Annotated in this window: 17 protein-coding genes; 6 read left to right on the forward strand and 11 right to left on the reverse strand. The window is 66.8% G+C overall.

The features are described from left to right. The 3 genes from WKW80_RS35855 to WKW80_RS35865 all read left to right on the forward strand — a co-directional run. A partial coding sequence (locus WKW80_RS35855) for a molybdopterin dinucleotide binding domain-containing protein (RefSeq protein WP_340368326.1) occupies positions 1 to 1039 on the forward strand: 1039 nt, incomplete at its 5' end. Between the two features lie 24 nt (positions 1040 to 1063). Continuing rightward, the gene (gene cobA, locus WKW80_RS35860) at positions 1064 to 1864 is read left to right on the forward strand and encodes a uroporphyrinogen-III C-methyltransferase (protein WP_340368327.1); all 801 of its coding nucleotides are present in this window, start codon (positions 1064 to 1066) and stop codon (positions 1862 to 1864) included. Between the two features lie 251 nt (positions 1865 to 2115). Continuing rightward, positions 2116 to 3918, forward strand: coding sequence for an acyclic terpene utilization AtuA family protein (locus WKW80_RS35865; RefSeq protein ID WP_340368328.1), 1803 nt, complete (start codon positions 2116 to 2118; stop codon positions 3916 to 3918). A gap of 63 nt (positions 3919 to 3981) precedes the next feature. Here the strand turns inward: WKW80_RS35865 and nac are convergent, their stop codons facing one another. Then, positions 3982 to 4944: a nitrogen assimilation transcriptional regulator NAC gene (nac, locus tag WKW80_RS35870; RefSeq protein ID WP_340368341.1), complete on the reverse strand. Its 963-nt coding sequence runs from the start codon at positions 4942 to 4944 to the stop codon at positions 3982 to 3984. Positions 4945 to 5030: 86 nt separating this feature from the next. On the opposite strand from nac, the gene WKW80_RS35875 reads away from it, so the two are divergent. After that, on the forward strand, positions 5031 to 6002 hold the full coding sequence (locus WKW80_RS35875) for a LysR substrate-binding domain-containing protein (protein WP_340368329.1): 972 nt from the start codon (positions 5031 to 5033) through the stop codon (positions 6000 to 6002). A gap of 3 nt (positions 6003 to 6005) precedes the next feature. Here WKW80_RS35875 and WKW80_RS35880 read toward each other — a convergent pair whose 3' ends face one another. The 10 genes from WKW80_RS35880 to WKW80_RS35925 all read right to left on the reverse strand — a co-directional run bounded on the left by WKW80_RS35880 (position 6006) and on the right by WKW80_RS35925 (position 17554). Further along, positions 6006 to 6728: an HpcH/HpaI aldolase family protein gene (locus tag WKW80_RS35880; protein ID WP_340368330.1), complete on the reverse strand. Its 723-nt coding sequence runs from the start codon at positions 6726 to 6728 to the stop codon at positions 6006 to 6008. 177 nt (positions 6729 to 6905) lie between these two features. Then, positions 6906 to 7712 (reverse strand): SDR family NAD(P)-dependent oxidoreductase, encoded by an 807-nt coding sequence (locus tag WKW80_RS35885; protein ID WP_340368331.1) that lies wholly within the window; start codon positions 7710 to 7712, stop codon positions 6906 to 6908. Further along, positions 7709 to 9415: a hydantoinase B/oxoprolinase family protein gene (locus tag WKW80_RS35890; RefSeq protein WP_340368332.1), complete on the reverse strand. Its 1707-nt coding sequence runs from the start codon at positions 9413 to 9415 to the stop codon at positions 7709 to 7711. Before WKW80_RS35890 ends, WKW80_RS35885 begins: the two co-directional genes overlap by 4 nt. Before the next feature lie 12 nt (positions 9416 to 9427). After that, positions 9428 to 11518: a hydantoinase/oxoprolinase family protein gene (locus WKW80_RS35895; protein WP_340368333.1), complete on the reverse strand. Its 2091-nt coding sequence runs from the start codon at positions 11516 to 11518 to the stop codon at positions 9428 to 9430. 40 nt (positions 11519 to 11558) lie between these two features. Further along, positions 11559 to 12287: a branched-chain amino acid ABC transporter ATP-binding protein gene (locus WKW80_RS35900; protein WP_340368334.1), complete on the reverse strand. Its 729-nt coding sequence runs from the start codon at positions 12285 to 12287 to the stop codon at positions 11559 to 11561. Positions 12288 to 12301: 14 nt separating this feature from the next. Beyond that, positions 12302 to 13075, reverse strand: a complete 774-nt coding sequence (locus WKW80_RS35905; protein WP_340368335.1) for an ABC transporter ATP-binding protein — start codon at positions 13073 to 13075, stop codon at positions 12302 to 12304. Beyond that, positions 13072 to 14091 (reverse strand): branched-chain amino acid ABC transporter permease, encoded by a 1020-nt coding sequence (locus WKW80_RS35910; protein ID WP_340368336.1) that lies wholly within the window; start codon positions 14089 to 14091, stop codon positions 13072 to 13074. The genes WKW80_RS35905 and WKW80_RS35910 overlap by 4 nt, the downstream gene beginning before the upstream one ends. Before the next feature lie 26 nt (positions 14092 to 14117). Continuing rightward, the gene (locus WKW80_RS35915) at positions 14118 to 14990 is read right to left on the reverse strand and encodes a branched-chain amino acid ABC transporter permease (protein ID WP_340368337.1); all 873 of its coding nucleotides are present in this window, start codon (positions 14988 to 14990) and stop codon (positions 14118 to 14120) included. 31 nt (positions 14991 to 15021) lie between these two features. Beyond that, entirely contained in the window at positions 15022 to 16230 is a 1209-nt protein-coding gene (locus tag WKW80_RS35920) for an ABC transporter substrate-binding protein (RefSeq protein ID WP_340368338.1), read from the reverse strand. 115 nt (positions 16231 to 16345) lie between these two features. Next, the gene (locus WKW80_RS35925) at positions 16346 to 17554 is read right to left on the reverse strand and encodes an aspartate transaminase (RefSeq protein WP_340368339.1); all 1209 of its coding nucleotides are present in this window, start codon (positions 17552 to 17554) and stop codon (positions 16346 to 16348) included. Between the two features lie 222 nt (positions 17555 to 17776). Here WKW80_RS35925 and WKW80_RS35930 point away from each other — a divergent pair, with 222 nt between their 5' ends. Together WKW80_RS35930 and WKW80_RS35935 are read left to right on the forward strand one after the other, a co-directional pair. After that, a complete protein-coding gene (locus tag WKW80_RS35930; protein WP_340368340.1) occupies positions 17777 to 18772 on the forward strand; it encodes a 2-hydroxyacid dehydrogenase in 996 nt (331 codons plus the stop codon). A 21-nt stretch (positions 18773 to 18793) separates the two neighbouring features. Continuing rightward, positions 18794 to 18940, forward strand: a 147-nt coding sequence (locus WKW80_RS35935) for an SDR family NAD(P)-dependent oxidoreductase (protein WP_340368342.1), incomplete at its 3' end; no start/stop codon positions are given.

Raw genomic sequence — 18940 nt, forward strand, 5'->3', positions numbered from 1 at the left:
GTTCTCGCTGAACACGGGCCGCCTGCGCGACCAGTGGCACGGCATGAGCCGCACCGGCACGCTCGGGCGCCTGTTCGGCCACGTGCCCGAGCCGGTGGTGCAGATGCACGGCCAGGACATGGCCCGTCGCCAGATCAAGGACGGTGACCTGGTCCATGTGACGTCGCGGCGCGCCTCGCTGGTGTTGCCGGCGCAGGCGAGCGCGGAGGTCGGCATGAGCCAGGCCTTCATCGCCATGCACTGGGGTTCGGAGTACCTCAGCGGAAGCACCAGCATCGGTGAGCGTGTGGGGGGCATCAATGCACTCACCAGCCCGGCGTATTGTCCGGACTCTAAGCAGCCGGAGCTGAAGCATTCGGCCGTCAAGATCCTGAAAGCCGAACTGCCCTGGAATTTGCTCGCTGTCGGCTGGCTCCCGGCCGGCGAGGCCCTGATCCGCGAACTGGCGCTGCGTTCGCTGATGGCACGTTTTCCGTTCGCGACTTGTGTGCCCTTCAGCTCGGGCGGTGCATTGGCCGGAGGCGGTTCGGAGCGCACCGGGGTGCTCTTTCGCGCCGCAGCCTATGAACCCGCACCTGACGCGCTGCTGCAGCAAGTAGAGCAATTGCTCGGCCTGTCGGATGCTGACACCTTGCGCTATGTCGATGCCCGCCACGGCCAGCGTCGCGCGGCACGATTGGTGCGCGTGGGGGCTGATGCACATCTGGATGCCTTCCTGCTCGGCGGGGACACGCGCGCCGAGGCCTGGATCAAGACGCTGCTGCAAGAGCAGCTGCCAGCCCAGGCTTTCGGTCGACAGCTGTTGCGGCCCGGGGCGACGGCGCCCGCCGGCCTTGCGGCGCGCGGCAAGGTCGTGTGCAGTTGCTTTGGCGTGACGGCGACGGCCATCACCGACAAGTTGCGCAGTTGCACCGGTGATGACAAGGAACGTCTCGCTGCGCTGCAAGGCGCACTGCAGTGCGGCACCAACTGCGGGTCATGCATCCCGGAATTGCAGCGAATGGTCCGCACGGGTGGGAGTGCAACCCCTGCTCTCTAGAAACGATATCAACGATCGATCGACATGAAAATCCAGCCCCAACATCTAGGCACCTGCACGCTCGTAGGCGCCGGCCCCGGCGACCCGGACCTGCTGACGCTGAAGGCGGTCAAGGCGATCCACGCGGCCACGGTGCTGTTCGTCGACGACCTGGTCAACGACGCCATCCTCGGCTATGCGCGGCCGGCCGCGCGCATCGTGCACGTGGGCAAGCGCGGCGGCTGCAAGAGCACGCCGCAGGCCTTCATCGAGAAGCTCATGATCACGGCCGTGCGTGAAGGCGAGCACGTGGTGCGCCTCAAGGGCGGCGACCCGTTCATCTTCGGCCGCGGCGGCGAGGAAGTGGAGCACTTGCGCGAAGCCGGCATCGAATGCACCGTGGTCAACGGCATCACTGCCGGCCTGGCCGCCGTGACCTCGCTCAACGTGCCGTTGACGCACCGCGACCATGCGCAGGGCGTGGTGTTCGTCACCGGCCATGCCAAGACCGGCGCCGGCGCCGCCGAGGCCCCGACCGACTGGCGCGCGCTGGCCGCCACGGCGCGCGACGCGCGGCTCACGCTGGTGATCTACATGGGTGTCTCGGGCGTCGGCCACATCCAGGACGAACTGCTGCATGGCCTGCCGGGCGACACGCCGGTGGCGGTGATCCAGCACGCCAGCCTGCCGCAGCAACGCCACATCGCCACGACCCTGGCCCGGCTCAAGGCCGGCATTGCCGAGGCGGCGCTCGCCAGCCCGTCGATCATCGTGGTCGGCGACGTGCTGCGCGGTCTGGTCGCTGCTGGCACGGAAGGCGCCAACAGGGATCGCTTCGGCACCTGAGTTCCTCGATCAGCACGCTGCGCATGTCGATGCGCCAGGCCAAGTCGTCGACGAGCGTTCGCGCGGCGTCGATGCCTGGCACGAGCCGATCCGTGGACCCAAGGACATCGATGGACCCCATGGTGCCTGTGCGGAACAGGCACGTCTTGCGCCGAGTGGCTGCATGGCAGCGTGTTGGCACAAGCCTTTGGGGTCGCCTGCCGATATGCTGATTGGCCTCCGACACATCACGACTCAGCCAGGAATCTTTCATGACCACCAGCACCGCCGCCGCACACAAGATCGTCCGCATCGGAGGCGCCTCGGGGTTCTGGGGCGACAGCATGGTGGCCGCGCCCCAACTGGTGAAGCTGGGCCGGCTCGACTATCTCGTCTTCGACTATCTGGCCGAAACGACGATGGCTATCCTGGCCTCGGCGCGCGCCAAGAAACCCGAAATGGGCTACGCGACCGACTTCGTCGACATCGCAATGAAGTCAGTGCTCGCCGAAGTGAAGCGCCAGGGTATCAAGGTGATCAGCAACGCGGGCGGCATCAACCCGCAGGGATGCGCAGACGCACTGCAGGCGCTGGCGGTTGCGGAAGGTGTCACGCTTCGCATTGCGGTGGTCGAAGGCGACGACGTCAGCGCGCAGATGCCCGCGCTGCGCGAGAGCCGCGTCAAGGACATGTTCACTGGAGAGATGCTGCCCGAAAGGGTGTTGAGCGCGAACGCCTACCTTGGCGCACTTCCGGTCGCCGCAGCGCTCGCCGCAGGGGCCGACGTGGTGATCACCGGCCGTTGCGTGGACAGCGCCGTGACGCTGGGCCCGCTGATGCACGAGTTCGGCTGGACCTCCACGGACTACGACTTGCTGGCATCCGGGAGCCTCGCGGGCCACATCATCGAATGCGGATGTCAGGCGACGGGCGGTCTCCACACCGATTGGGAAGACATCCCCGACTGGGCGAACATGGGCTATCCGATCGTCGAATGCCATGCCGACGGCAGCTTCGTGGTCACCAAGCCGGAAGGCACCGGCGGCAAGGTGGTTCGCGCCAATGTCGTGGAGCAAATGCTCTACGAGATCGGCGACCCCGCCGCCTACATGCTGCCCGACGTGACCTGCGACTTCCGCGACGTCGTGATCGAACAGGAGGTGGAGAACCGCGTGCGCGTGGGCCCGGCCAAGGGGCGGGCGCCTTCTTCCAGCTACAAGGTTTCCGCCACGCAACTCGACGGCTTTCGCTGCGCGGGCAGCATGGTCATCATCGGGATCGACGCCGAGAAAAAAGCGCGGCGCACGGCGCAGGCAATCATCGAGCGCGCGAGCAGGATCCTGCAGGAAAGCAACTTGCCGCCCTTCACCTCCACCTACATCGAAGTGATCGGCTCCGAGACGCTTTACGGACCGCATGCACGGACGCGCAATGTGCGCGAAGTCATGATGCGCGTCGTTGCAAATCATCCGCAGAAGGCGGCGCTCGCCATGTTCGCGCGCGAGATCGCACCTTCGGGCACATCCTGGGCGCCAGGCACGACGAGTCCGGGCGGCGGTCGACCGGCAGTTTCGCCGTTGATCAAACCTTTCTCCTTCACGCTGGACAAGCAGGCCCTGCCCGTTGCCTTCGTCATGGACGGCGAACGCCATGCAGTCACCATCCCCGCAAGCGCCAGCGATGCCGGCGCAGATGCCTCCCCGCCCCCGCCTCCCTATGTGGAAAGCGGCGAGACCCTGGTGGACGTGCGACTGATCCAACTGGCCTATGCGCGCAGCGGGGACAAGGGCAATCTCTCCAACATCGGCATCATCGCGCGGCGACCTGAATGGCTGCCGTTGCTGTGGTCCCGCCTGGACGAGGCGACAGTCGGGGACTACTTTGCACATTTGGTTCACGGCAAGGTCGAGCGCTTCCATCTTCCAGGGACGGCATCGATGAATCTCCTCCTGCATGACGCACTGGACGGAGGTGGTCCCTCCTCGATGCGAATGGACCCCCTGGGAAAGGGAATGGCGCAAATGCTTCTCGACATCACCATCGCGGTCCCCGACTCGGTGGCACACATGTTGTGAGCACCGGTTGCTGCCCGCGGATTTCGCTCAACTGGCCGCCGGGTCCGCATCGCCGTGACCCGTCTACGGACGGGGTCTGCCAACGTCTTGCGCGGACTCGCTACGAGCCTCGCCCACCGGTGCGAGGTTGACCATCCGCTTGCTGGCCAATTCGAGCAGGATTGCCTTCACCGCCTGGGCGGGCTCGGACAACGGCAAGTGATCCGAGCAGCACAATGCCAGCGGCATTTCGATCGCCGGCGATGCGATCCGCCGCAGGTCGGCTGACGCGGAAGCCGCCACGCCGCGCGCCACCGAGCACGGCAGGATCGTTGCAGCCACCCCGGATGCCACGGCCGCTGCAAGGGTGTCGGACGATTCCATTTCCGCGACGACGCGCGGCACGATGTGCAGCGCAGCAAAAGCCTGGTCGACCCGTCGTCGAAGTTCATTGGTGGCGCGTGGCAGCAGCAGGTCGACGTCACGCAGGCTTTCGAGCATGACGCCTTCGTCGGTGCCCAGCATGCCGGACGGTGCCACCACACAGAGGCTTTCAGTCAGCAACTGGTCGAAGCACAGCCCCTGCATGGCGCGCCCGCCACCGTAGAGCACGGCCATGTCCATCCGGCCCTCGCGCACCACGTCGCAGAGCATGGTGCCGAGGTTCTCGTTGATGTGGAGCACGATCTGCGGATAGCGACCATGCACGGTCTGGAGCAACGGCAGAGCGAGCGTCAAGGCTGCGGTGCCGGGCGCGAGACCCACCGATACCTGCCCCGACAGCGCGCGGCCCGCATTGAGCACGTCGGCCTGTGCCTGCTCGAACTGCCGCAGGATGAGTTGCGCATGGCGATACAGCGCCTTGCCCGCCTCGGTAGGCTCGACGCCCTTCTGCGTGCGCAGCAACAGCTGCTGCTTGAACTCGCCCTCCAACGTCGCGATCTGTTGGCTGAGGGCAGGCTGCGCGACATGGAGAACTTCGGACGCCTGGGTCAAACTGCCGACGTCGACGATCTTCACGAAATACTTCAAGCGCCGGAGATTCACAGGGGCCTCGTTGTTGCTGATGGCTTCTTCAAGCAAGCATCAAGCCACCATCCGGACGCGTCAACCGGGGTTACGATCACGCGACCATGACGGTGAATTTCAAGACGTTGAAGAGCTTTGTCACCGCGGTGGACGCCAGGAGCCTGTCGGCCGCGGCGCAGCAACTGGGCGTGGCGCAGTCGGCCCTGAGCCAGCACATCGCATCCCTCGAAGAGCACTTCCGGCACAAGCTGCTGAGCCGTTCGAATGCCGGCGTCACCCCGACCCGGCCTGGCACCGCGCTCTACCGGCATGCGCAGTTGATCCTCAGCCACCTCGCGCAAGCCGAAGGCGAGTTGATGTCGCGCAGCGACGAGGGCTTCATTGCCGGGCCGGTGTCGGTGGGCCTGGCCACCTACAGCACCGCGTCGATCCTTTCCACGCCGCTGCTCCAGGCGGTGCGCCGTGAATATCCGAACGTCAGCCTGTTCATCAACGACAGCTTCGGACTCGTGCTCAGCGAGATGGTGATGACGGGCCGCATGGACATGGCCGTCATCTACGCCGCCAACCCGATCAAGGGCCTGCAGTTGCGGCCACTGCTCACGGAAGAACTGTTCTTCGTCGCGCCGGCCGGCACCGCGCTGCCACCGTCGGAGGACCAGACCATACCGCTGCGTGCACTCGCCGGATTCGATCTGCTGCTGCCGAGCCGGATGCACTTCCTGCGCCGGATCATCGACGACGAATTCGCGCGCATCGGTGTCGCGCCGCGCATCACGGCCGAGATCGAATCGGCGGCCACGCTGCGCCAGGCGATCGATGCGGGGCTCGGCGCAACGATCCTGCCCGCCGCCGTGGCGGGCGTGTCATCCGCAGTGGATGGACCCGTCGTGCGCCGCATCGTCGAGCCGGGGATGCAGGCGACCATTTCGCTATGCGTGACCGACCATCTGCCGATGTCCGACCAGGCCAGCGCGGTGCTGGCCATTCTTCGCGGGCAGGTCGACGAGTTGTTCGCCGAGGCCCGCTTCGCCGGCATCCGCGTACCGGATGCGCCCGGCCCGCCATCGGCCTGAATTTCAGTGCGCTTCGAGCGCGGCCGTGGCCGGCGTGGACAGTTGCCGCATCGCGCTCACGCCCTCCGCCACGAACGGGTCGGCATGGTAATAGAGCAATTGCGCACCCTTCGACACCAGGTGCTCCACGTCCTGCCGCACGACCAGCGTGCCCGCCACTTTCCCGGCCGCGCGAATGCGTTGCAAGGTCGCGTCCACCAGGTCCAGCACCGGCTGCGCGCGGCGCTTGCCCGGCGCGACCGCGGGCGAATAGCCCATCGACTGCGACAGGTCGCCCGGTCCGACGAAGAAGACATCGATGCCTTCGACGGCCAGGATCTCGTCGAGGTTGTGCACCGCCTCCACCGACTCGACCATGCCGACCAGTAGCTTGAGGGCATGGTCGTCGGGGACCGCGTAGCGGAACGTATGCACGACCTGCCGCGCGATCTCGGCGGTGTGGATCAACGGCACCATGACGCCGTCCGCGCCGGCATTGAGGCAGCGCGTGATGGTCGAGCGCTCCTGGTTCTGCGGCCGCACGATGCCGAAGCCGCCCGCATAGCGCGCGGCCTTGGCCATGTGGTGCACGTCTTCATAGCTCGCCAGTCCGTGCTCGCAATCGATGAAGACCGAATCGGCGCCCGAGCGCACCAGCTTCTCGCACAGGGTGGGCGAGATGTGGTTGGGGTTGACCATCAGCACGGAGTCGCCGCGTGCCAGGCGTTGGTGGAGTGAAGTGCTCATTTCTCGGTCTCTCATTTCAGTGCTTGCGATGCTGTTGCGCGACGCATGAACCAGGGCGAACAAGGTGGAGCCTGTTCGGGCGAACCCGCGGAACCGGCTTTGCCGGCCCGCTGGGTGCGCCCCCTCGAGGGGGCTTGAAGGGGAGGCGCCGCAGGCGCTTCGGGGGTGGGTTTCATCTCAGGGTTTGCCGGGCGTGCCTTCGGGCGCGCCGAGCCAGCGGCTGATCTCGATATCCGGTCCCTGGTCGCGTGCGCGCGTGGGACTGATGACCAGTTGTTCGATCGTGGTGCCTTGCGGCAGCGTGCAGGCCAGCAGGATGGCGCGGGCCACGTCCTCGGGCGCCACCATCGCGGCGCGTTCCTCGGCCGAAGGCGGCCGCACGCGCGTGTCCATGATCGGCGTGTCGACTTCGCCCGGCAGGATCGTCGTCGAGCGGATGTTGTCGTTGCGGAAGGTGCCGTGCAGGAAACCCATGAGGTTGAGGACGGCGGCCTTGGCCGCGCCGTAGGGTGCGCCGCCCAGCAGGTTCGGCCGCACCGCCGCCAGCGACGACACCGTGACGACCGTGCCCGCGCCGGCCGCCAGCATGCCGGGCAGCACCGCCTGGATCAGCACGTAGACCGCCGTGAGGTTGACCGAGATGGCGGACTCCCAGTCGTCCGCTTCGATCCAGCGGATGTTGCGCACGCGGCTCGTCAGGCCTGCGTTGTTGACCAGGATGCCGATCGACCCCACCTCGGCCTCGATCCATCGCACCAGGTCCTGAAGCTGTTCGCGGCTCTGGAGGTCGGCCTGCCGGGCCCACCCTTCCCCGCCTGCCTCGCGGATCTCGGCCACCACTGCATCGAGCGGTTCCTGGCGCCGCCCCATGACGACCACGCGCGCGCCCTCGGCGGCCAGCATCAGGGCGGTCGAGCGCCCGATGCCGGAACCGCCGCCGGTCACCAGCGCGACCTGCCCTTTCAACGCGGCGCCAGCCGTCACGCCAGCACCTCGGCGGGCCTCGCCGCAGGCGCGACCACCGGTGCGGGTCCGGGCACGTAGCCATAGTCGATGCGCGCACGCTCGGCGCTGACCAGGCCCTGGCGCAGGTCGTCTTCCACCAGTTCGCGCGAGCGCTCCAGCGCCTCGCCCCAGCCGCCGCCACCGGGCAGTTCGATCTGGAGACGCTCGCCCGGTGCCAGCACCAGCCGTCCCTTGGCGAACACGGCCTTGCCGTCGTGCAGCACGGCGCCGTTGCGGCCGGCCTGTCCGCCCAGCACGCCGAGGCAGGGGTACTTCACATGCTCGGTGCTCAGGTAGATGTTCATCTCGCGGTCCGACAGGTTGCGGATCACGCCGCGCTGGCCCAGGCCACCCCGGAACTTGCCCGGCCCGCCCGAATCGGGGATCAGTTCCTTGCACTCGGTCAGCACCGGCACCGCAAGTTCGTACATCTCGATCGGCGTGACCCGGCAGTTCGACGGAAAGCTCAAGGTGTCGAGGCCGTCCATCGACGAGCGACCGCCCTGGCCGCCGTGGAAGTTCTGCGCGCTGCCATAGGCCGTGCCGTCGGAACGCTGGCCCTGGCAATTGATGCCCCAGATCGGCGCACCGCCGCTGTCGCCCATCGCGCCGTGGGGCACCACGTCCTGCAGCGCCTTGAAGATCAGGCTGGGAATGCAGTGCCCGACCAGGTTGCGTGCCGCGCCGGCGGCATGCGGGCGCGGATTGAGGATGGAGCCCTGCGGAGCGGAGTCGGTCAACGCCACCATGCACCCTTCGTTGTTGGGCGTGTCCGGGTCGAGCAGGCACTTCAGCGCATAGACGCTGTGCGCCACGCGGTAGTGCGGCACCACGTTGATGCCGCGCGCGACTTCGGGCGACGTGCCGGTGTAGTCGACATGGATCGAATCGTCGCCCACTTCGACGCTGACGCACAGCTTGACCTCGGTCTCGAAGCCGTCGATGGTCATGTCGGCCTTGTAGCTGCCGTTGGGCCAGGCCGCGATGGCCTTTCGCATGTGGCGCTCGGAGCGGCTGAAGATGGCTTCGCCGAGGCCTTCGCAATCGTCGAGCCCATACTCGTCCATGAAGCGCATGAACTCCCGGCACATCACTTCGTTGGCGGCCACCATGCTCTGGATGTCGCCGCGCACTTCATGCGGCAGGCGCACGCTGGCCTCGATGACCGAGAACACGTCGGTGTTCGGCTGGCCGGCCTTGAACAGCTTGAGCATCGGGATGCGGATGCCCTCCTCGAACATGTCGGTCGAGTCGGGCGATTGCGGACGCCCGCCGATGTCGGGCAGGTGGGCGATGCTGCCGGCGTAGGCCACGATCTTGCCGTTGCGGAACATGGGCGTGAGCATCACCATGTCCGGCAGGTGCCCGGTGCCGATGATCGGGTCGTTGGTCGCGAGCACGTCGCCCGGCTCCAGCGACTCGGGCGGGAACGCCTTCAGGAAGTAATTCTGCGCAGCCATCGGCAGCGTGGTGATGAACACCGGGATCGACCAGGTGCATTGCGCCAGCGCCCGCCCCTTGGCGTCGAGCAGCACGTTCACATAGTCGTGGTTCTCGCGCACGATCGGCGAGAAGGCGGTACGTCCGAGGGCACTGTCGGCCTGGTCGGCGATGAAGACCAGGCGGTCCCACATCACTTGGAGCGTGATCGGGTCGTTGAAGTCGGGTTTGAGCAGGGACATGGTGCTTGGCCTTCAGTTCAGAAGCATGATGAGGTTGTGCTGGGCATCGAGCGAGGCGCTCGCATTCGGTCCCATGACGACAGTGGACTCGCGCTGCTCGATGATCGCGGGGCCTTCGACGGGCACGCCCGGCAGCAGCGCGTAGTGGTCGTACACCGGCGTGTCGACGGTCTTGCCGAGCTCGGAGAAGAACACCGGGCGCGTGCCCTTGCGCGGGTCGCGCACCGCGCCGGCCTCGCCGCGCAGGTTCGCGAGCGAGACGGCTGCCTTCGGCCCGCTGGCACGGATGCGCCAGGTGATGATCTCGGCATCGGTACCCGCCACGGCGCGGCCGTACAGCGCCACATAGTTCGCGTGGAAGCGCGACAGCAGTTCGGGAAGGAAGGCCGGGTCGGCCGGATCGAGTTCCGGCAACGCGACCGAGATCTCGTAGCCCTGCCCCACATGGCGCATGTCGACCGTGTACGAGAAGCTGATGCGATCGGCCGGGACCTTGCTGGCCAGCACGACCTCGCGGCCCTGGGCAGCGAGGCTGGACTTGACCACGTTCACCGCGCTCGGGTTCCAGGCCGACAGGCGCATCGGCAGGCTGGTCGACAGGTCCGCCGCCACCGGCGCGCCGAGCAGGCCGATGGCGGAGGTGACGCCCGCGCCCAGCGGGCAGATCACCTTGCGGATGCCCAACTTGCGGGCCACGCCATAGGCATGCACCGGGCCGGCGCCGCCGAAGGCGATCAGCGGCAAGGCACGCGGATCGATACCGCTGTCGGTCGCCTGCATCGAGGCGGCCTCGGCCATGCTCTCGTTGACCATGTCGTGGATGCCCCAGGCGGCGCGCTCGGCACTGATGCCCAGGTCCTTCGCGAGACGCGCCAGCGCAGCGGCAGCGGCCGGCCGGTCCAGCGCGAAGTCGCCGCCGAGGAAGGACTTCTCGTCGAGGTAGCCCAGCAGCAGGTCCGCATCGGTCACGGTCGGTTCGGTGCCGCCGCGGCCATAGCAGGCCGGGCCGGGCGCCGCCGCGGCGCTGCGCGGACCGACGCTCAGCAGGCCCATCTTGTTGCGCGCCGCGATGCTGCCGCCGCCGGCGCCGATCTCGATCATGTGGATGGACTGGATCTTCAGCGGAAAACCGCTGCCCTTGCGAAAGCGTTCGTGGCGCGCCACTTCGAGGTCGTTGGCCACCATCGGCTGGCCGTTCGGGATCAGGCACAGCTTGGCCGTCGTGCCGCCCATGTCGAACGAGAGCACGCTCTGCTCGCCGGCCAGGCGGGCATAGTCGGCCGCCGCCACCGCACCGGCGGCCGGACCCGATTCGATGAGGCGCACCGGCGTGCGCGAAGCCGACGAGCTGGGCACGACGCCCCCGCTCGACGTCATCCACAGCAACTGTCCTTCCACGCCGCGCTGCGACAACTCGCGCTCCAGGTGATTGACATGGCCGACCATCATCGGCCGCGTGTAGGCGTTGACCACGGTGGTCGAGGCGCGGTCGTATTCGCGCACCTCGGGGCAGACCGCAGACGACAGCGACACCGAAATGCCGGGCGCCACTTCGGCGATCAACTCGGCCACGCGCCGCTCGTGCTGTGCGTACTTGTAGGCATGCAACAGGCACACCGCGACCGACTCGACCTTGCGTTCGAGCAGGGTGCGGGCAATGGCGCGGACGCCCTCCTCGTCCAGCGCCTTGATCACGGTGCCATCGGCGGCGATGCGCTCTTCCACGCCGAAGCAGAACTCGCGCGACACCAGCGGGTCGGGGTACTGGATGCGCAGGTCGTACAGGTCGTAGCGGCCTTCGGTGCGAATGCGCAGCATGTCCTGGAAGCCGTCGGTCGTGATGAACGCGGTGTGCACGCCGCGGCGCTCCAGCACGGCGTTGGTGACCACCGTCGTGGCCCCGAGAATCTGCAGTGCCCCGTTGGAAGCGGCCTTGCTCGCGTTCTTGGCGCGGACCTTGGCGAGCAGTTCATCCACGCCCTGCAGCACCGCACGCGCAGGTGCGTCCGGCGTGCTCAGGACCTTGTGCAGCAGGATGGTGCCGTCGTCCTCGGTCATGGCGAAGTCGGTGAACGTGCCACCTGTGTCGAATGCCAGTTTCATGCTTTTCAGCTCCTTGGTATTGGGTTGATTGGCCTGGTGCTCAGGCAGTGGCGGTGTCGGATGCGCGGCGACCTGTCATGAACAGTTCGCCCAGGTCGGCGTTGCTCAGCTCGCCGACCGGGCTGTCCCAGATGACCTTGCCCAGGCGAAGGACGACGGCACGTTCGGCCGCCTCCATCGCCTTGCGCGTGTTCTGCTCGACCAGCAGGATCGTGCGGCCGCCCTTGTGCAGGCGCTTGAGTTCGTTGAAGACCAGCGTGATCGCCTGCGGCGAGAGCCCGACCGAGGGTTCGTCGACCAGCAGGATCTCGGGCCGGCGCAGCACGGCCATGGCCATCTCGAGCAACTGCTGCTCGCCGCCCGACATGTTCCCGGCCAGCTCGTTGCGGCGCTTCTGCAGGATCGGGAACAGGTCGTAGACGTAGTCGCGCTCGCCCTTGAGGTCGCCGCCCTTGATGGTGTAGGCCGCCATCTCGAGGTTTTCGTCGATGGTCATGAGCTGGAAGTTGCAACGGCCTTGCGGCACGTACGCAATGCCGTGGCCCAGCATGGCCTGCGGCCTGAGGCCGGCGATGTCCTTGCCTTTCCAGCGGATCGCGCCGCCCTTGTGGGTGGTCATGCCGAAGAGCGACTTCAGCAGCGTCGACTTGCCGGCCCCGTTGGGCCCGAGCAGCGTGATGAATTCGCCATGGCGGATCTTCAGGTCCACGCCGTGCAGGATGTCCAGGTGGCCGTAGCCGGCGTAGAGGTTGTCGATTTCGAGTTCCATGATGTGCTCCGGGTTCAGCCGCCGAGATAGGCGTCGATGACTTCGGGATTGCGCACCACCGCCTCGGGCGTGTCGTCCGCGAGCTTGGCGCCCTGGTGCAGTACGACCACGCGGTGGCTCAGGTTCATCAGCACGTCGGTGTTGTGCTCGATCACGACGAATGTCACGCCGAGTTCGCGGTTCGCGTGCTCGATGCTCTGGATCACCTTCTCGATGAGGATCGGGTTGATGCCGGCCAGCGGCTCGTCCAGCAGGATCAGTTCCGGCTCGGGCATCAGCATGGAAGCGAACTGGAGCAGCTTCTGCTGGCCGCCGGACATGTTCCCCGCCGGCAGGTGTGCCACACGCGAGAGCCCTGCCACCTCGATCAGCTCCTTGGCCCGCTTGCGCAACGCGTTGACCCGGCGCTTGGCCGAAGGCCCGATCCAGAAGGTCGACAGCACGTTCGGAAAGCTCGACATCTGGCCCGCCAGCACCAGGTTCTCCTCGCAGTCCAGCGTCGGGAAGACCACCGTCTTCTGGAAGCTGCGCAGGAAGCGGCCTTCGCGGGCGATGCGGTGCATCGGCCAGTCCGTGATGTCGATGCCCTTGAGCAGCACGCGGCCCGCGTCGCTCTTCTGCAGGCCGGTGCAGCAGTCGAACAATGTCGACTTGCCTGATCCGTTGGGGCCGATCAGGCCCATCACCTCGCCGCGGCATACCTCGATGTCGACGCCCTGCAGGGCCGCCACCGCACCGTAGTTCTTGCGCAGGCCTTCGATGCGCAGCATGGATGTGCCGGTTGTCATTTCGCCACCCCCTTGTCGCCGCCGAAGCCCGCGACACGCGCTGCGAAGCGCTCGAACAGCGGTGCCAGCCCTTGCGGGAACACGAACACCAGGCCGAGCAGCACGATGCCGTAGATCACCATGCGCAGTTCCGGCGTGATGCGAAGCGCTTCGGACACCGCCACGAAGACGAAGCTGCCGATGACCGCGCCCGGGATCTTGCCGACGCCGCCACCGAGCACGATGATGAGGATGGTGTTGGAGTAGTAGGCCTGGAACACCAGCGGGCTCACCACGGTCGAGAAGTGGGCGTAGAGGCTGCCGCCGAGGCCCGCGAACACCGCGCTCAGCATGAAGACCAGCAGCTTGTAGGTCCACGTCGGTACGCCGAGCGATTCGGCGAGCCGCTCGTTGTCGCGGATGGCCACCATGCAGCGTCCGGCCGGCGAGCGGATCAGCATCACGAAGCCCAGCACCGCGAGCGCGGCGATCGCCAGCGCCAGGTAGAAATATTCGGGCGCCCTGATCACGGTGTAGATCCACTCGCCGAAGCCCAGCCGCGGACGCGGCACACCCGACAGACCCATGTCGCCACGCGTCAGCTCGACCCAGTTCTTCGACACCATCTGGGCGATCACGACCAGCCCCAGCGTGCACATCACGAAGGACGTGTCGCGCAAACGCAGCGCCGGAATGCCGAGCGGCAAGGCGATGAGCCCGGCCGCGAGTCCCGCAAGCACGAGGTTCACGATGAATGAGGTGCCGAAGTGGATCGACATCAGCGCCGACACATACGCGCCGATGCCGAAGAAGACGCCCTGTGCGAGCGAGAGCATGCCGGTGTAGCCGAGGATCAGGTTCAACCCGAGGGCGGGCAGGAGGAAGATCATCGCCAGCACCATGGCGTGCAGGTAGTAGTCGCCCAGGAAGAGCGGCGCCGCGAGCAGCGCGGCCATGGCCAGGGCGCAAGCGCTCCAGTTGACCGTGGCCAGCCTTGCAGCGGGCAGGCGGGGGGTGTCCAGCGTGGTGGTTGACATGGTGGCCTGTTGCATGGGGTGAGTTGTCAGAACCTGGCCTTGCTGCTGAACAGGCCGTGGGGCCGCAGCATCAGCATCAGGAGCAAGGCGATGAAGCCGACCGAGTCGCGGTACTGCAAGCCGATGTAGCCCGCGACCAGGCTTTCGACCACGCCCAGCAGGATCCCCGCGATCAGCGTGCCGCGCACGTTGCCCATGCCGCCCATGACGATCACCGCGAAGGTCTTGAGCGTGATCGACTCGCCCATGCCGCCGTAGATGCTCACGTTGATCGGACCGGTGAGGATGCCCGACAGGGCGGCGATCGCGACGCCGATCAGGAAGGTCTTGCGCACCACCTGCTCGACGTCGATGCCGTTGACCTGGCAGCACTCGATGTTCTGCGACACCGCCCGGATCGAGCGGCCAAGCCGCGTGCTGCGCACCATCCATTCGAGGGCGACGAACACCACGACGGTGACGCCGACCAGGATCACGCGCTGCTGCGACATGCCGAAGTCGCCCATCTCGATCGGCTCGATCCAGCCGCCCGAGAACACCTTGTAGCCGCCGCCGAACGCGAGGATCACGACGTTCTGGAGGATCAGCGACAGCCCCAGCGTCGCCAGCACGCCGGCCTGGAACGGCTGTCCCACGAGGCGCTGCATGACCAGGCGCCCGATGACCACCGCGATCACGCTCACGATGGCCACGCCGCCGATGATCGCCAGGCTGTATTCGGCGGTCAGGTGGCTCATCACCCACCAGGCCGCGAAGGTGCCCAGCATGTAGTACTCGCCGTGCGCGAAGTTGATGGCGCGCAGCACGCCGAAGATCATCGTCATGCCGGCAGCCACCAGGGCGTACATCGACCCGGTGATGATGCCGTTGACGATCTGCTCGAAGATGAAGGAGCTCACGTGGATGTCCTTGGAGGCAGTCCGGTGCGCCTTACTTGGCGGACGCGCCGTAGTCCACCCGGGTCGTGATCATTCCCTTGATGACCGGCTTGGCGTCGACGATCTCCACCAGCGCCATCGGCAGGATCGCCTGGTTGTGGTCGTCGAAGGTCACGCTGCCCATCGGGCTTTCGTACTTGATGCCGGCCAGCGTGTTGCGCACGTCTTCGCCCTTCGCACTCTTGGCATTGCGAATGGCCTGCGCGATCAGCTGGAGCGTGTCGTAGTGCGTGTAGGCATGGTTGTTCGGCATTTCGCCGCCATTGGCCTTCTTGTAGTCCTCGACGAACTTCAGGCTGCGCGGCGCCGGAACTTCCGGCAGCCAGGCCGCCGCCTCGACCGCGCCGTTCATGACCTTCGGTGCCGCGGCGATCGTGTCCTTGGTGTTGAATTCGCCATTGCCCACCAGCGCCACCTTGCCGGCCAGGCCCAGTTCGAGCATCTGGCGCGCGATGATCGGCGTGGTGTCGGCCTGTCCGTAGAGGATGATCGCCTGTGCGCCGGAGCGGCGGATCTTGCTGAGCACCGTGCGGAAGTCGGTCTCGGAGTCCTTGTAGTAGTCCTCGCTGAGGATCTCGGCACCTTCGTACTTCGGCAGGTAGCGCTTGGTGAACTTGATGGCCCCGCGGCCATAGTCGCTGTCCACCGACAGCACGGCGAATTTCTTGAAGCCCTTGGTCTTGACCGAATACTCCAGCACCGTTGCCGCGCGCACCTCGTCGGTCGGGTAGTTGCGGAAGGTCCACTTGAAGCCGCCGACGCCGGCCTTGTAGGTGATGTCGGGGTTCGACGACGCGGCATTGACCAGCAGCACCTTCGACTCTTCCACCATCGGCTCCATCGCCAGCGTCACCGAGCTGCAGATGTCGCCGATGATGATCGGCGTCTTGTCGAGGCTGATCATGCGCTGCGTGGCCGCGACGCCTTCCGACGGCACGCACTGGCTGTCGCCGCTCACCAGTTCCACCTTGCGCCCGAGCAGGCCGCCGGCGGCGTTGATCTCGCTGGCCGCGAGCGCCGCCCCCTTGTTCGCGAAGGCGCCGTAGCGCGCGTTCGGGCCGCTCATCGGGCTGATGATCCCGATCCTGATCGGATCGCCCGACTGGGCCGCGGCATACGTGAAGGCGCACAGGCCCAGGAGCGCAACGGCGGCGCCCCGTGCAGCCGCGCCAGGTGTGGGGGTCGTGGGATAACAGCTCATCGCATTTCTCCGATCGATTGCAGGTGAATGGTGGGAACGTGAAGGAATGGTAGGAACGGTGCGGCCAATGGGCCAATATGGAATCCGGCTTCGGGCATCGTCATTCCTGATGGGCTCAGGCCAGCAGCGCCACGGCGCCGGCGATGCGCCGGCAGCCTTCCTCGATCTGCTCGACGCCGGTGGCGGTCGACATGCGGAAATACGGCGACAAACCGTAGGCCGTTCCGGCCAGCACCATGACGCCGCCTGCCTCCAGGAAGTGGATGACGACGTCGTTGTCGGTCTCCAGCACCTTGCCCCCAGGCGTGCGCTTGCCGATCAGGCCTCCGCAATGCGGATAGAGGTAGAACGCACCACCCGGTGCGCGGGCGCGGATGCCCGGTATGGCATTGAGCAGGCGCACGGCCGTGTCGCGCCGCTGGCGGTAGGTGGCGACCCATTCCGGCAGGAAGGTTGCCGCGGAATTGAGCGCGACCACCGCCGCCGCCTGGCTCATCGAGGCCACGCCGCTGGTGGATTGCGACTGCAGCATGTCGAGCGCGCCGATGATGTCGGCGGGACCGGCCGCATAGCCGATGCGCCATCCCGTCATCGCATAGGTCTTGGAGACGCCGTTGACCAGCAGCGTGCGGTCGCGCAGCCGCGGCTCGATGGCAAGCAGATGCTGCGCCTCGACGTCGTCGAAGCGGATGTGCTCGTAGATGTCATCGGTCAGCACCATCACCTGCGGATGGCGCATCAACACGTCGGCCAAGGCGCGCAGTTGCGCCGGGGTATAGGTGGTGCCCGTCGGATTGGTGGGCGAGTTGAAGACCAGCCAGCGCGTCTTCGGCGTGATCGCGGCTTCCAGCGCGCCGGGCGTGAGGCGGAAGTCGTCTTCCTCGCTGCACTGCACGATCACCGGCAGGCCGTCGCAGGCAAGCACCATGTCGGGGTAAGACACCCAGAATGGCGCCGGGATGATGACTTCCATGCCCTCTTCCACCGTCACCGACAACGCGTTGAACAGCGCATGCTTGGCGCCACAGGTCACGATGATGTCGCGCGGCGAATAGTCCAGATGGTTTTCCCGCATCAGCTTGGCGGCGATGGCCTGGCGCAGCGCCAAGGTGCCTGCCACGGGCGTGTAGCGCGTTTCGCCGCGTTCGATCGCGTCGCAGCCGGCCTGGCGGATGTGCGCAGGCGTGTCGAAATCGGGCTCGCCGATCGCCAGGTTGATGATGTCCCTGCCCTCGCGACGCAGTGCGGCGAAGCGCTCGGCCGCCGCTGCGCTCGGTGATGGCTTGATGCGGCGGATGCGCGACGAGATCCGGGATGGGGTCACTGGGAGTCCTCTGTGTTGCGATGGAACGAACAGTAGGCATTTCGGCTCGCCACGGCCAAGACGCCTTTGCTCTACGGCGATCGCATACGCTGATGGCGGCGGCGGCCGGAACCGGCATAAGCATTCCGGATGGGATCAGACCGAACTCGTCTTGGTGCGCCCCCGGGGAGTGCGTAAGGTGGCGCCCTCACCTCGCGAGCAACCAACAACCCCGGAGACATCTTGCGCCCTTCCGTCCTGGCAACCCGTGCCACCTTTCCCGACATCGCCGACCGCCTGCACCGCTATTTCGACGTCGAAGACAACCCCCAGGACACGATCTGGAGCCCCGCCGAGCTGCGCCAGCGCCTGCAGGGCAAGCACGGCGTGATGAGCACCGGCAGCGAACGCATCGACGCCGCACTGCTCGACGCCTGCCCACAGCTCAAGGCGGTGTGCAACGTCGGCGTGGGCTACAACAACGTCGACGTGGCGGCATGCACCGCGCGCGGCGTGCTGGTGACCAATACGCCCGATGTGCTGACCGAGACCACCGCCGACTACGGCTTCGCGCTGATGATGGCCACCGCGCGCCGGATCGCCGAGTCGCAGGATTTCGTGCGCCGCGGCGAATGGGTGAAGACCGGCATCCACGACATGTTCGTGGGCGGCGACGTGCACGGCGCGACGCTCGGCATCCTGGGCATGGGGCGCATCGGCCGCGCCATTGCGCGGCGCGGCGCCCTGGGCTTCGGCATGCGCGTGATCTATCACAACCGTTCCCGGTTGTCGGACGAAGCCGAAGCCGAGTCCGGCGCGCGCTACGTGGACAAGGCGACGCTCCTGAAAGAGGCCGACCATCTCGTGCTGGTGCTGCCCTATTCGCCGCAATCGCACCATGCCATCGGCGCCGCGGAGCTGGCACAGATGAAGCCGTCGGCCACGCTGACGAACATCGCACGCGGCGGCATCGTGGACGACGCGGCGCTGGCGAAGGCGCTGCGCGCCGGCACGATCGCAGCCGCGGGCCTGGACGTGTTCGAAGGCGAGCCAGCGATCCATCCCGATCTGCTCACCTTGCCCAACGCCTTGCTGACACCGCACATCGGAAGTGCCTCGGTGCAGACGCGGCGCGACATGGCCGCGTTGACGATCGACAACCTGATCGCCGCGCTCGGCTATGGCCCGCAAGCCGGCAAGCCGCCCACTCCGGTCAATCCCGAAGTGCTGGCCCGCTGATCAAGGAACAGGGAGACCCGCTTGAACCCCGTCCTCAAGAGTTTCGACCTCACCGGGCGCACGGCCCTCATCACCGGCTCCAGCGCCGGCATCGGCTTTGCACTGGCACGCGGCCTGGCCGGCGCGGGTGCGCGCATCGTGCTGAATGCGCGCAATGCCGACAAGCTC

It is taken from the genome of Variovorax humicola, from assembly GCF_037889915.1.
In the GTDB taxonomy this organism is placed as follows: Bacteria; Pseudomonadota; Gammaproteobacteria; order Burkholderiales; family Burkholderiaceae_C; genus Variovorax; species Variovorax humicola.

Bases quoted from the DNA above. Each gene is read 5' to 3' on its own strand.
- WKW80_RS35890 (WP_340368332.1), bottom strand. From the start codon at position 9,415: ATGTCCCTGCTCAAACCCGACTTCAACGACCCGATCACGCTCCAAGTG.
- WKW80_RS35875 (WP_340368329.1), top strand. From the start codon at position 5,031: ATGACGGTGAATTTCAAGACGTTGAAGAGCTTTGTCACCGCGGTGGAC.
- WKW80_RS35920 (WP_340368338.1), bottom strand. From the start codon at position 16,230: ATGAGCTGTTATCCCACGACCCCCACACCTGGCGCGGCTGCACGGGGC.
- WKW80_RS35900 (WP_340368334.1), bottom strand. From the start codon at position 12,287: ATGGAACTCGAAATCGACAACCTCTACGCCGGCTACGGCCACCTGGAC.
- WKW80_RS35895 (WP_340368333.1), bottom strand. From the start codon at position 11,518: ATGAAACTGGCATTCGACACAGGTGGCACGTTCACCGACTTCGCCATG.
- WKW80_RS35880 (WP_340368330.1), bottom strand. From the start codon at position 6,728: ATGAGCACTTCACTCCACCAACGCCTGGCACGCGGCGACTCCGTGCTG.
- WKW80_RS35905 (WP_340368335.1), bottom strand. From the start codon at position 13,075: ATGACAACCGGCACATCCATGCTGCGCATCGAAGGCCTGCGCAAGAAC.
- WKW80_RS35910 (WP_340368336.1), bottom strand. From the start codon at position 14,091: ATGTCAACCACCACGCTGGACACCCCCCGCCTGCCCGCTGCAAGGCTG.
- cobA (WP_340368327.1), top strand. From the start codon at position 1,064: ATGAAAATCCAGCCCCAACATCTAGGCACCTGCACGCTCGTAGGCGCC.
- WKW80_RS35865 (WP_340368328.1), top strand. From the start codon at position 2,116: ATGACCACCAGCACCGCCGCCGCACACAAGATCGTCCGCATCGGAGGC.